The organism is Brevundimonas sp. (assembly GCF_046299595.1).
Lineage (GTDB): Bacteria > Pseudomonadota > Alphaproteobacteria > Caulobacterales > Caulobacteraceae > Brevundimonas.
In genome coordinates, this window is record NZ_JBKBHQ010000001.1 from 715,601 (window position 1) to 729,295 (window position 13,695).

9 protein-coding genes are annotated in these 13,695 nt (G+C 67.0%); all 9 read left to right on the forward strand.

The features are described from left to right. Positions 1 to 16 precede the first annotated feature (16 nt). The 9 genes from ACK4E3_RS03610 to ACK4E3_RS03650 all read left to right on the forward strand — a co-directional run bounded on the left by ACK4E3_RS03610 (position 17) and on the right by ACK4E3_RS03650 (position 13,693). Complete coding sequence (locus ACK4E3_RS03610) at positions 17 to 622, forward strand: hypothetical protein (RefSeq protein WP_409696479.1); 606 nt, start codon at positions 17 to 19, stop codon at positions 620 to 622. Position 623: 1 nt separating this feature from the next. Beyond that, complete coding sequence (locus ACK4E3_RS03615) at positions 624 to 2,792, forward strand: hypothetical protein (RefSeq protein ID WP_409696482.1); 2,169 nt, start codon at positions 624 to 626, stop codon at positions 2,790 to 2,792. Further along, the gene (locus tag ACK4E3_RS03620) at positions 2,792 to 3,244 is read left to right on the forward strand and encodes a hypothetical protein (protein ID WP_409696485.1); all 453 of its coding nucleotides are present in this window, start codon (positions 2,792 to 2,794) and stop codon (positions 3,242 to 3,244) included. Before ACK4E3_RS03615 ends, ACK4E3_RS03620 begins: the two co-directional genes overlap by 1 nt. 62 nt (positions 3,245 to 3,306) lie before the next feature. Beyond that, positions 3,307 to 5,550 (forward strand): lytic transglycosylase domain-containing protein, encoded by a 2,244-nt coding sequence (locus ACK4E3_RS03625; RefSeq protein WP_409701037.1) that lies wholly within the window; start codon positions 3,307 to 3,309, stop codon positions 5,548 to 5,550. 148 nt (positions 5,551 to 5,698) lie between these two features. After that, positions 5,699 to 9,436, forward strand: coding sequence for an LPD38 domain-containing protein (locus tag ACK4E3_RS03630; RefSeq protein WP_409696488.1), 3,738 nt, complete (start codon positions 5,699 to 5,701; stop codon positions 9,434 to 9,436). A gap of 44 nt (positions 9,437 to 9,480) precedes the next feature. Next, a complete protein-coding gene (locus tag ACK4E3_RS03635; protein WP_409696491.1) occupies positions 9,481 to 12,606 on the forward strand; it encodes a GDSL-type esterase/lipase family protein in 3,126 nt (1,041 codons plus the stop codon). Positions 12,607 to 12,625: 19 nt separating this feature from the next. Further along, on the forward strand, positions 12,626 to 12,865 hold the full coding sequence (locus ACK4E3_RS03640; RefSeq protein ID WP_409696494.1) for a hypothetical protein: 240 nt from the start codon (positions 12,626 to 12,628) through the stop codon (positions 12,863 to 12,865). After that, positions 12,862 to 13,053: a hypothetical protein gene (locus ACK4E3_RS03645; protein ID WP_409696497.1), complete on the forward strand. Its 192-nt coding sequence runs from the start codon at positions 12,862 to 12,864 to the stop codon at positions 13,051 to 13,053. The genes ACK4E3_RS03640 and ACK4E3_RS03645 overlap by 4 nt, the downstream gene beginning before the upstream one ends. Continuing rightward, positions 13,034 to 13,693, forward strand: a complete 660-nt coding sequence (locus ACK4E3_RS03650; protein WP_409696500.1) for a M15 family metallopeptidase — start codon at positions 13,034 to 13,036, stop codon at positions 13,691 to 13,693. The genes ACK4E3_RS03645 and ACK4E3_RS03650 overlap by 20 nt, the downstream gene beginning before the upstream one ends. Positions 13,694 to 13,695: the final 2 nt, after the last annotated feature.

A 13,695-nucleotide genomic window follows, 5' to 3' on the forward strand; every position in this document is an offset into this window, starting at 1 on the left:
CTGAAGGAGACCGCTCATGGCAACGTCGAAGATCGAGATCATCAAGCGGGCCGCGAGCATTACCGGCAACGGCTCGCTGGTCTCGGTCGACGACAATGCGGAGGTCGCCCGTCTCGTCGACGAGCACTACGAGGCGATTGTCTCTGACGCTCTGGTGATCGGGGGTTACCCCTGGGCTCGCCGGAGCTTTCTTCTTTCCCGTCTGGATATCGACCCGGAGCCGCCGTGGCGCGTGGTGTGGCAGCGTCCGACGGCGCTGATGATGCTGCACTATGTCGTGGGCGAGAACGGGGTTCAGACCGAATGCGAGGAGCGCGACTTCGAGCAGGCGGCGGCGATCCTGACCATTCAGGACTGTCCGAAGCTGTGGGCAGTGGGCACGACGCGCGTGTCGGAGGGCCGTTGGCCAGCGGACTTTGCGACCGTGATCCAGAAGCGCATGGAAGCCGTGTTTCGCAAGGGGATCAGCGAGCAGACCACGGAGGGCAACCGCGACGAAGCGGTGGCTGATGACCGTGAAATCAGGGCGCTGGTCCGTTCTCAGCGTTCCGGCACGGCGCGCGATGCGCGCGAGTGGGATCTGACGAAGCGTCGTCGCCCCAGCGGTATCTTGAGGGGCTGACGTGGCGCAGGTTCAGCAGGAGAGCTTTGAAGCAGGCGAGATCGGGCGGGATCATCTGTGGCGCGCTGATCTGAAGGTGCGCGCGCGTTCCGCCGAGAGCCTCGCGAACTGCCGTCTCAGGATCAGCGGTGCCTTGGATGCGCGCCCCGGCACGCTCTGGCGGGACAATCTGGACGGTGACGGGTGGGTTCACGCCCTGACGCTTGGTCAGTCGGTGTTCATTCTGGTGCTGACGGCGGAGACGCTGGAGGTCTGGAACAAGGCGACGCGGACCAAGGTGCAGACCGTGACCGGGTGCGGGTGGACGGCAGCATTTCTGCCGGACATCGAGGTTGCGACCGGCCCGACGCAGGCGTTCGTCTATCACCCTCAGATGCCGACGCAGGTGATCGAGCGCTCGACGGCAGGCGTGTGGTCGGTGTCGGCCTTCACCTTCGACGGCGGGATCGGCAACTCGATCCGCCAGCCCTACTACCGGTTCGCCGACAAGGGCGTGACCGTGACCCCGAGCGCGCTTTCGGGCACGGGCGTGACCCTGACCGCTTCGGCGGCATCGTTCGTGGCCGGTCATGTGGGCAAGCGCTTCCGCCTTCAGGGGCGCGAGGTCGAAGTCACCGGGTTCACGTCCGCGACAGTGGTGACGGTGACGGTGCGCCAGACCCTGCATCCCACGGTGACCTTGCCGGTTCAGAGCAGCGTCGGGTTCGAGGTCGGGGAGATTGTGCGCGGCGAGGACAGTCAGGCCGAGGGTGAGGTCACGGCTGTGGGTTCGGGAACGCTCACGATCCTGATGCAGAAGTTCACGGATTTCTTCTGGGACAGCAGCCTGAGCCGAGGCGAGCGCATCATCGGTCGCAACGCCTCAACGGTGAACACGGCCGCCGCCACGACAACGAGCGCCGCAGCGGTTCTGGACTGGGACGAGCAGGCAATCAGCGACGTGCGCGGCTATCCCGGCACGGGTGCCGTCCACAAGGGGCGTCACTGGCTGACCCGACTGCCGCTGATCCCTGACGCGGTGCTGGCATCGGCGCTGGGGGCGTTCGACGACTTCGAGGTCGGCACCAACGATGCGGATGCGATCTTCGAGCAGCTTGCCGACGAGGATGCGGGCACGGTCCAGCACATCGTCAGCGCGGAGCAGCTGCTGGTGATGACGCGCCGGGGGCTGTTCTATTACCCGGAGAGCGAACAGAACCCGATCCGCCCGACGGGCTTTCAGCTTATCCAGGTCGGGCCGGACGGCTCAAGCCTGTGCCGGCCGGTGCGGATCAGCGAGGGTGTGCTGTTCTGCGAGACGAGCGGCGACGGTGTTCTGGGCGCTTTCCCGACGGGTGACGTGCGCCGCTCGTGGCGCTCGACGGACGTATCTCAGTTGAGCGCGCACCTGATCCGCTCGCCCCGCCAGATGGCCTATGTGACGACCCAGAACGACGGCCCTGAGCGGTATGCCTATGCGGTGAATGACGACGGCTCGATGGCCGTGGTCTATTACTCCGAGGCGGCGGAGATGTTCGGGTGGGTGCCGTGGACGACGCGGGGTCTGTTCCGGTCTGTGGCGGCGGTCGAGGGCGAGGCGTGGGTGATCGTGCGGCGCGGCGATCAGTTCATGCTCGAGTTGTTCGACGAGACGGCGCTGATGGACGCCGAGATCGAGATCGAGCCCGAGGACTATGTGGCCCCGGCCACGGTGGAGACGATCCTGTCGCCTGCCGGGTTGTTGGCCGCCGAGGAGGTGTTCAACAACCCGTTCTACGATGACTGCACGGCGTCCCTGATGATCGGCGATGCCTACGTCGGAGAGACGGTCGTGGAGCCGGGCGGCGACTTTGGCACCCTGGCCACGACGCGGCCCAAGCGTCTGGGCTTCGGGTTCGCGTGTGAGTGCAAACCGTGGCCGGTAGTGCGCTCCGAGGATGATCGGGCGCGGCGCCGGAAGTCACGCATCACCCGCGCCTTGCCCCGCTGGGCGGGCCGGTATCTGGCCGTCAACGGGGTGCTGGTTGCGCCCTATCGTGGTGGCGAGGACACGGCGCTTGCGCCCCCGCTGCGGGACGAGATCACGAAGGTTCCCTGCTTCGGCTGGGCTGACGAGCCGCAGGTGACGTTCTCTCGTCCCTATCCCGCGCCGTGGCGGTTCTACGGCTATGCGCTGGAGGTCAAGAGCTGATGGCCTGGTTTCTTCCCCTGATGGTGGCGTCGTCCGTGGCCAAGGGTATCTCGACGCTGGCTCAAGGCCGGATGGAAGCGCGCGCGAACGCCGCTTCTGCCCGTGCTGCCGAGATCGAGCGCGACATGGCCAAGCTGCGCGGCAAGCAGATTGCCGAGCGGTCTCAGGAGGAGCTGGCCATCGCCCTTCAGAACATCGACGCCATCCGTGGCGCGCGTGGCGTGAACCTCAACTCTGCCACGGGCGAGGCGATCCGCAAGCGCACCCGGCAGGATGCCTATCGGGATGAAGCGGTGTCGCGTCTGGCGGAGTTCAACCGGGCCGAGGCGGCAAATGCAGCCGCGCGGGGCTACCGCACCGCGTCCCGCTGGGCCATGCCGCTGGCGGCGCTCAACTCGATCGGCTCCTTCGCCCAGGCGGCGGGGTATCGTGATCTGATGAAAGGCGGCTGACGATGGCAATGGGAACGGGTCTGCCGCAGCGTCGAGGAGATACGACGACTTCGCTCGTGGATATGCGCTCCATGGGCGCGGGCCAGCGCGCTTCTGCAGAGATGTTCGCGCGCGCGACGGAGGCCATCGGCGAGGTCCAGCAGGCGATGGAGCCCATCGTTCGCGAGCAGGTCATGGAGCAGGCCCAGCGCGACATTGCCGAGGGCCGGGAGCGCCGGGTTCTGCCGACTACGGCTATCGGGCAGGAATACAATCAGGTCATGCGTCAGGCTTCAGCCGCGCGCGTGTCGACGCAGATGGAGCGGGCTCAGGCCGAACTGGCGGAGTTGCACCGCACCGACCCTGACGGGTTTGAGGCGGCCCTGACAGCCTTGCGCGACGAGACCGTGGCCAATGCGCCGGCCGATATTGTCGGTGCCGTGGCGCAGTCGTTCGACCGGGAGGCCAACCGTCGTGCGATGCAGATCAGGGAGCGCCGTGCCGCGCTTGATCTGAACAATGCCAATCAGGCGCTTCAGGTCCGCGCCCGCGATCTGACCGAAACCATCGTCAGTGATGTGGTCGAGGAGGGCCTCGAAAGCCTTCAGTCGATCGCGGGGCAGCAGCGTCTGGCTGAACTGCGTGACGTGTTCCTGGCGCGCACGGCCAATCCCGAGTTCGGCTATTCCGAGGAGCTGGCGGAGCGGGAGTTCGGTCTTGCCCGCCGTCAGATCGTGGCCGCTGCCTATGCGGGCGATGCGCTCGGTGTGCTGCGTGCGGAGGGTTACACGGCGGCGCTGGAATATCTCGAGCGCATTCTCACCGATGAGACGTTCGGGCTGTCGGATCAGGACCGTGCGGCGGCGTTCGAGCTGGCCCGCGCCCGCGTCGGTCAGGAGCAGGGTCTGACGCAGGCCCGCCGCGACTATGAGCGGACGGAAAGGCGGATCGCCGAACAGGACATGGCGGAACGGATCGACCGTGCCATCGGTGCTCTGAGCTTTACCGGGCGGGAGCCTGACCTCGACATTAACGAGGTGCGCGAGGTTCTGGGTGACGGAGCCGCCGTCGAGTATCTGCGGCGCTACAACGAGGCGCGCGAGTTCTACAACGAGGTGGGCAATCTGGACGGTCTGCCTGATGCGGAGGCCGCCGCGCGTCTTGGTGCATGGCAGGCGCGCCGTGGCACGCCAGGTCTCGACCGACCGATCACGAGCGACACCGACTTCAATGCTCTGGCTGCGGCCGTCGAATGGGTGGAGACGCGCGGTCGTCCGGCTCAGGTTTCGGAAGCGGGCGCGGTGGGGGCCATGCAGCTTCTGCCCGACACGGCACGGGCGATGGCGCAACGTCTGGGGGTGCCTTTCGATCGGGAGCGCCTTCTCAACGACCCGGAATACAACCGCACCCTCGGGCGGGAGTATCTGCGCACGCTGATGAGCCGCTACGGCGGTGACGGCCAGTTGGCGGTGACGGCCTATCATGCTGGTCCGGGACTGGTGGATGCGTGGCTACGCCCCCGAGGGACGACGACAACGGTGCGGGTCAATGGGCGCGACCTTCAGGTGGCAGGCCGCGGCGATCCGCGCGACGGAAATATCACCTTCGACGCGTGGCTGAGCGAGATCGAGGCCCGGAACCCACGCTCTGCGGCCTATCCCCGACTGGTGCGCCAGGCGCTCAGCCAGGGGCGCAATCAGGCGGTGTTCGAGCGCTATGAGGAGTCGCGCGCGCGCCGCCGCACTGATCCGGCATCGACTGTGCAGGGTCAGGGCAACCCGGATGTGTTCGCCGCCGCTCAGGCGTTTCAGGCCGCGCCGATGGAAGGCACGGGTTACGCTTACGTGGATGCGAACCTGCGCGCTCAGGATCGTGCCGGCATCTCATCGGGCGCGCGGCGTCCCCTGCCGAACGAGGTTGCCATGCCCTACGCCCGGCGGATGCGCGAGGCGATGGAGCGCGGCGACACGGTTCTCTACGAGGCTCTGGCGACGCAGATCATGGTCCAGTTTGCCCGCCCGGGCTCTCCTGCCAATCGCGGCGGCCATGGCCAGAGAGTGTTGCAGCAGGTCATCGAACTGGCCGGTGCGACGGAGTTCAGCGCCCGCGTATCGGCCGATCTTGCGGGCGCGGGTCAGGGTGGCCAGCCCGTGACGCAGGCTCAGGCGCGTGAGGCGGATGCCGCGGCCCGGACGCAGGGGATCGCAGACGGGTCCAATGGCCGGGCCGGTGCGCCGGTGCGGGTGACGACGGCGGAGGAAGCGGCGCGCTTGCCCCCGGGCACGCGTTTCATCACCCCTGACGGGAGGGTCATGATCCGTGAGTGATCCTTTCGCAGCCCTTGGTCGACCGGTCGCAAACGCCGACCCGTTTGCCTCGCTTGGCCGCCCGGCGGATCAACCGCTGCGGCGCACGCTGGCGGAGCGTTGGCGCGATAACGTCGTCGAGGGCTTCAACCGCAGCATGATCGGGTCCGTGGCCCGAAGCCTGGACCCCGAGGGGGACGGTCTTTTCAATGCGCGCGATTTTCTTGCCGTGCGCGAGGGATCGCCTGCCGACTGGCTTCTGACCCGGGCGTTCGGTGAGGATCGTCAGTTTCTGCCGCGTGCCGATTGGGCGGCTTCGACATCGGAAATCCTGACCGGCCGGGCGCTGGAGCGTGCGCCGGTCACGCAGATCGAGCGCGAGCGCCGTCTACAGTATCAGGCGCGCGCCGAGGCGGACCCGATCAACGACCCTCTGGATTTCAGCGCGTTCCTTGGTGGCCAGCTCGTCGGTGCCGCGCTGTCGCCGGAAAACTGGATCGCTCCCGGCCGGAGCCTGCTGACCCGTGCGCTCGGCAATGCGTCGGTCGCCGGGGTGACGGATGCCGCCATTCAGGGCGGAGATATTCGCGCCGGGGTGCAGGACGACTATTCGCTGATGCAGTCGGGCTTGTCCGCTGCGCTGGGCTTCACGATCTCGTCGGCAATCGACGGGGTGGCCCGTCCGGTCGGGGAGTATGTGACGCGGGCCTATACGCGCGGGCCTGTGGTGGCTCAAGCCGGGCCGGTGCCCGGAGAGCCCGCCCTCGCAGGCATGGCCGCTGACGCGCCCGCTCCGCCCCCGCTGCAGCCCTTGACGGTGCCAGCGGATCGTGGAGGCCTGTTCAACACCATCCGTCGGCAGGTGGATGAGAGCGGCATTCCCGGTGCCGTGGCTGACTGGGCGGCGCGGGCACACACGGTGCTGGTCGATCAGCAGACGCCAATCGCGCGCACCGTCGAGGGCATCCGCTCACAGATCGAGACGCTGGAGGGTCGCGCGCTCGACCTGCTGCCGAGCCAGGACCCGAGGAAGCTGGCTCGCACGAACCTCGACGTGTTCAACATCGGCCACATGGACGTGATGCACGGTGTCCATGGCTACAGGCGTCTTGAGCCGGAAAGCCCGGCGCTGGCGGATGTGATGGCGGCGTTGCTGAAGGAGTCGAAAGACCTGGGCACGAAGCCGGATGTTCGGCTTCAGGGGTTCAACGACTATCTGATCGCGCGCCGCGCCGTCGATGAGTGGGATCGCTTCATCCGGGGTGAGTTGAAGGATCAGCCGTTCGGTTTCAGCCGGGACGATGCGGCGGCCCTGATCGCGCGCGTTGACGCGGAGTCGCCGGGCTTCCGTCAGATGGCCGACGACGTGAACACCTATTCTCAGGCGCTGTGGCGCAAACAGCTTGAGGCCGGGCTGATCGATCAGGCCACCTATGATGCGGCGGTGAACGCGCGCAGCTTCTATGTTCCTGCGCAGCGCGTCATGGATCCCGCACCGCGCGGGGGTAAGGGTGGCGGTTCGGCGAAGGGGTCGGTGGCAAAGGCGTTCAAGGGGTCCGAGCGCGACGTGATCGCGCCCATGGATGCGCTGGCCGTCCGAACCTACGAGGTGAACAAGCGCATCCGCCAGAATGACCTGAACCGCTCGATGGTCGATCTCGCCGCGAAGCTGGACGGTCTTCTGAAGCACGCGGACCCGGAGGCGGAGAACGCCTTCATCCGCAAGCTGGAGACACCGAAGGAGAAGATTTCGGTTCGGGCCGACGACCTGGAGGGGTTCGCCAAGGCGCGCAACAAGGCCGATCTGCTGGACGATCTGTTCGGCGATGATGCGGCGACGATCTACAGGGTCGGTGAGGTCAACGAGGGTGGCCGGCCGATCCTCTACGTGTGGCGCGATGGCAAGCGCGAGGCGTGGGAGATGGTGGACCCCGCATGGGGGCGGGAGACGTTCGAGGCGCTGGCGGGGATGCCGCGCGGAATGATGGACGCGGTGGCGGATTTTCTGGCTATTCCCGCGCAGGCCCTGCGGCTGGGCATCACGACCAATCCGGAGTTTCTGGCCACCAACTATGTGCGCGACCAGATGGCGGCGTGGGTGCTGACCGACGTGGGATACCGGCCGTTCCTGAGCGGCGCGCGCGGCGTCGTCGACGAGGTGACGGCTTCGGATGTTGCCCGGTCCTACAACGTGGCCGGCGGGATCATGGGTGGCCAGATGACGGCGGCGACGCGCGACGTGGCCGTCAACATGGACATTCAGAAGCTGGCCCGTCAGGGCTATGTGGCCCAGACCTTTTCCGACTGGCAGGGGTTTTTCCGCACCGCCGAGCTGACGGAGACGGGCACGCGTCTGGGTCTGTTCAAGCACGCATTCCAGCGCGCCAAGGGCGAGGGGTTCAACGATTACGACTCTCTGATCGAGGCGGCTTTCACGGCCCGCGACTACATCGACTTCGGGCGCCACGGGTCCAAGGTGGCCTTTGCGCGCAAGGTGGTGCCGTTCATCAATGCGACGCTTCAAGGGCTTGAGAAGGCGCTTCGGGTTCTCGATGGCGAGGGTGCATTCCGTCGTGTGGGTCTGGCCGAGGCCCTGCGTCCCCTGTTCGGGGGGGGTATGTCTCCGCGTGTGCGCGCTGAGGATCGAGCGGCTATTGCGCTGGCCCTGAAGGCCTGGAGCAAGGTCTCTGCGCTGGCGGTGTTCGGTCTGGCGCTGACGGCGGCGCACAGGGACGATGAGTGGTATCAGGGCCTGAGTGAATACACGCGGTCGAACAACTGGGCGTTCAGCCTGGGCGAGAACCGCTTCGCCCTAATCCCGAAGCCCTTCGAGCTGGCCCTTCCGTCGCTGGTGCTGGAGCGGTCCTTCGAGGCGATCCACTACAACGATCCGACGGCGTGGGAACGGCTGGCGCGGGGCATCTGGGAAAGTCTGGCCCTGCCGACGGATACGCCCTTGCTGAAGGTGCCAACGGAGATGGCGCTGAACAAGAACATGATGACCGGCAATGCGATCGTTCCCGAGACGCTCGACTCCATGCTGCCCGAGGATCAATACACGGCATGGTCCAGCAATCTGGCGCGTCGTCTGGGCTCTGCGCTTGGGGTGTCGCCTGCGATGGTCGATCACGCGATCACGGGCTTCTTCGGCTCATGGGGGCGCTGGGCGCAGTCCATGTCGAACCTGACCGACCCTGACCGACCGGCCATGGGTTTGACCGAGACGCCTTTGACACGCCGGTTCTACACGGATGCGAGCCGGGGCAATCAGGACAAGCGCGCCTTCTTCGACGAGATGGCGGGACGCACTGCCTTGGGAACGCGGGCCTATAACAGTGTCCGGGCACGGCTGGAGGCGGGAAATCCCGGTGATGCCCAGCGCATTCTTGACGGTCTGGATGAGCCGACGCGCCTCTATGTGCAGGCCCAGCTTATCGGGCGTGAGGAGAACGCGGCCGCTGCCACGAGCAGGCTGCATCCGGTGGTCAGGGCGCGTGTGGTGAATACCGAGATCACCCGCATCGTGAACGAAATCTATGGCGGCCGCCCGCGTGACGATGGCCAGCCCCTGCCGGTGATGACCGCGCAGGAGAAGGCGATGCTGATGGACGGGTTTGAGCGGCTGGCGGTGGCGGAGCTTCGCAACGCCATGATCGTGACCCGTCAGAGCGGCTATCAGGACCGGGCCATGTTGGACCGCAATGCGATCATGGAGGAAATCCGGCTGATGAACCCGGTGGTGGCGCGGGAGTTCGAGCGCCGCCTTCGGGTGGGGTCGGATCGGGCCTATGATTACGACGCGGTGATGGAGCTGTGGCCGGAGGTTGAGGGTCGGCTTCGTCAGGATGGCGAGCGCGCGAACCTGCTGGGTCTGGCGACGCGGGCGATGGCGCGGTCAGGCTTCTGACCCGGTGCGTTTTTGAAGCGGGGTGATGGCCCCATCGTGCGGCCATGTCGAACCACGTCAAAATCCCGCCGCTGACCGAGCCCGTGACGTATGACGTGGGTGCGACCCCGCAGGGCACGTTCGAGATTCCGTTCCCGTTCTTTGCGGCGCCGGATATTGTTGTCCTGGTCGATGATGAACGGCTGGACCCGTCGGACTACACGGTCGAGGGCGCGTTCATTCAGAACGGCGATGAGGTTCGGGGCGCATTCGGCTCTGGCGAGGTCACGCTCAACGCGGCGGTGACCAACTGCAAGGTGACGATTGACCGGATGGTCGATCCGCAGCGGCAGACGGACTTCTCCGACACCGGCCCGCTGTCGATGCAGACGCTGAACACTGATCTGGACAAGGCCACGGCCCGCGATCAGGACATTCTGCGCGACACCGAGCGGGCTGTGAAATCTCCACGCGGCGAGCCGGGGATGGAGCTGCCGAGGATGCTGGAGCGCGCGGGGGCCGTGCTCGCGTTTGACGACGCTGGTGGTGTCGATGTCAGCAAGACCGTCGATGAAATCGCGCGAGAGGCAGGCGCCATGGTCGGCGAGGCCGCCCTGGCCGTGGTGATCGAGGAGGGCGACGCCCAAGCTGCGCGGGTGGCCGCCGCAGGCGACGCCGCCATGACTGCGCTCGATGCCGCGACCGCAGCCCAAATAGACGCCATCGAGATTTCGGGCGGCGGCCAGGTGGCGGCTGTCGCTGCCGCCGGTGCATCGGCGGTTGCAGACGTTGACGATGCCCTGACCGCACAGTTCTTTCCCGACGTCGCCGCAGGCGAAGCAGGCACCTCGCCCGGAGATTTCTTCCGGGTCATCACGGACGGGCGCATCCGATACTATGAGAACGTGGCGGGGACCGGCACCCTGCGCGCCGAGACCTATAAGAAGGCCGATGTGGACGCGCTAAGCGCCAGCGTTGCCGAGGTCGATGCCCACCTCGGCCCGGCCTATGCGCCCGGCTCGGAAATCGTCGCGGGCAGCACGACCCCGAACGATGCCAGCATCGCCACGTCCGGCACCTATGGCAACGGCATACCCACCGCCCATCGCGGACTGGTCACGGCCCTGAGCGTGCGCCTGGCAGGCGGCGGCACCGGCGAGGTGCATATCTACGAGCCCGATGGCACGGGCTTCAAGGTTTTGCGTGTCATCGCCGTGTCGGGGCTGTCGGCTGGTGTCAACGTCATCACCCTGCCCGCGCCCGTCTATGCAAAGGCCGGATCGCTGGTGCACTACAGGCCCGTCACCTCGGGCGGCATTCGCTATGTGACCGGCGGCGGCCCGCGCGCTTTCCTGAACACGGCGGCCCAGACGGAAGGCGCGGCCATGGCGGGCACCCTGACCGTGGGCAACGGCAGCACCTATGCCATCGCCTACACCCTGACGCCCTATGTGACGCCCACGGTGGATGACCGTCTTGGGCAGGTGGAAGGCGGCGACGCGGCGGCCCAGCTTAATCTGAAGGTCGCGTCGGGAGTGGATGGCCTTGATGCTGCGATACTGCAGACGGGCAGCACGACCCCGAACACTTCGAGCCTTTCCAGCACAGGCTTTGCCATAAGCCCCGTGGGCGTGATTGAGCGCGCCAGCGTGCTTGAGGCCATGTCATGCCGAATGAGCGCCGCCGCCGTGGTGCGCGTGATCGCCTTCCGGGTAGATGAGGGCGGCGGTTACCGTGTCGCGGCCATCAGCGGGAACCTGAACGCCAACGGTGGCGTGAGCACATTCACGAGGCCCTTTGGCGGTCGCGTGTTTCCGGGCCGCACCGCGTTCATGTGGTCGAAGGTTTCCGGCGGCGGAAATCTGCGCTTTGTAGCAGGTGGCGCCGGATCCACAGTGGTGTCCGGTGATAGCGGTTCGCTGGCCGTGGGTGATCTGCTGTCGCCCGCGCCAAACACCAACACATTCGCCGTCGCTTTCGAGGTGCGCCAGGCCGGAAAGACCTCACTGGCAGATCGTCTCGACGCGCTGGACGGCGGCCAGGTGGCCAGCACCCGGCTGATGAGGCCCAACCGCATCATCGCCGCCACCCGCTTCCCCGGTTCATCTTTACCAGCGGGCTGGACCCAGAGCGGCGGTTGGAGTGTGAGCAATGGCCTGATCGGGCCATCCTCACCAGGCTGGGGCGCCATCGCCGCCAGTGGCGTTTTCTCGTCTCTTTCGCGCCGCCTGCTGGTTGCGCGCTTCATTCCCGCCGCCGCAGACAGCGTGTTCGGCATCGTCACGACCGGCGCGATTGCAGGGTTTGCCGCCATCGACGGCGCGGCGGGCAAGCTGCGTCTCTATGGTTACAACGGCACCGCGCCGGCCACGGCAGGCACCCTGGTTGCCGAGACCGACCTGCCTGCCGCACTGGTGCCCGGGCGAGCCTACGCGCTGGAAGTGCTGCGCGATCACCTGAGCGTCACGCTGGTGGTGACGGACCTGCTGACACTGGCGCGGGCCTCGCTGACCTCGATGCAATACGGCACCGCCAAGGCCGCCCGCTTCCATGGCCGCGCCGGAGTGATGCAACTGGCGGGCGATCCCGTGACCGTCTCGTCATTCGATGCCTTGGCTCTCTATACACGTCGCCCCCACTGCATCGTGGTGGGCGACAGCAACACCGAGGGCAATGCCCTGCCCGATGGTGGCCTGAGCTACGCGCGCCAACTGGCCCGGCTGCGCGCCGAGCGCGACGTGGTGATTTCGGCACGCGGTGGCGACACGGCGGCGGACTTCGTGACCGGAGCGATGGCCGATACCTTCGACGTCGAGACGGCGCGCTATGTGCTGATCAACCTCGGCACGAACGGAAACAATCAGACCTCGTGGCGAACGAACATGGCCACGATCATCGCCGCCGCCGAAGCCGTGGGCGCAGAGCCCGTTCTGTGCACCCTGCCGCCGCGCACCGGCCAGCAGGCGAACATCAACGCGCAGAACGCGGACGTGCTGGACGGCTATTTCGGGCGATACCGCTACGTCGATTTCGCCGCCGCCCTGACGACCGGCAATGATCGCGAGACGTGGAACGCCGCCTACAACCTGGATGGCACGCACATGAACATAGCGGGCCACGCGCGGATGCTGGAGCAACTGCTTTACGAGGCCCCCTTCCTGCTGGGCGGGCCGCGAGAGGCCGTAACATGACAAAAGAAGGCAACACCTGATGCCAGACAGCCAGCACCCACGCCTGCCGTTCGGCCTGTCCGCCAGCGCCGTGGCTGTGGTCATCGCCGTGATCGTCCAGACTGCGCTCCTGTTCATCTGGGGCGGCCAGCTGGATCAGCGCGTGAGCCATCTGGAGGGCACGGTGCGCCCGCTGGTGGACGGCACGCTGGCGCGCCTCGATGAGCGCACGGCGGCCATGAAGCACAGCCTTGAGCGGCTGGAAAGGCGGGCTGAATGAACGCCCGCCATCCCCCCGGCTGGTGGCCGCGCGTGGTGAACATCCCGCGCACCCAGACCTTTCTCGCGTGGGGCGTCATCGGCGCCGCCATCCACCAAGGCCAGATCGACTGGAACACCGCGCTGGCCATGGTGCTGACCTTCTATTTCACCCGCGACGGAGCGCGCCATGCTGACCAAGGCCGCTGAGAACGAAGCCTTTGTGCGCCGGGCCCAGCAGTGGCTGGGCGTGACCGCCGATGGCCATGCCGGGCCGGTGACGAACCGGGCGTTTGCCGAGAAGATCATGCCTGCTCAAGCGCCGCCCGCCTCCGCGCCATCCGCCCCCGTGTCGCCCGAGCGACCGGCCAGCGGCTTTGTGCTGGGCTCTGGCAGCCGGGCGCGGCTGGCGGGCGTGCATCCGCGCCTGATCGCCGTGGTGGAGCGCGCCATCGCCCTGACGCCGCAGGATTTCACCGTGCACGATGGCCTGCGCACCGAGGCCCAGCAGCGCGTGCTGGTCCAGCGCGGCGCCAGCAAGACCATGAACAGCAAACACCGGGTGCAGCCGGACGGATACGGCCACGCGGTCGATCTGGTGCCGTTCGTCAACGGGGGTTTGCGCTGGGAATGGCCGCTGATCTGGCCCATTGCCGCCGCCATGCACCAGGCCGCCCGCGAGCAGAACGTGGCCCTGACGTGGGGCGGCGTGTGGGATCGCCCGTTCGGTGATCTGGACGGCTCGCCCGAGGGACTGGAGCGGGCCGTGGCGGCCTATGTCGCCCGCCGCCGGGCGCTGGGCCAGAGCGCCTTTATCGACGGCCCCCACTATGAGCTGAGGGGCGCATGATC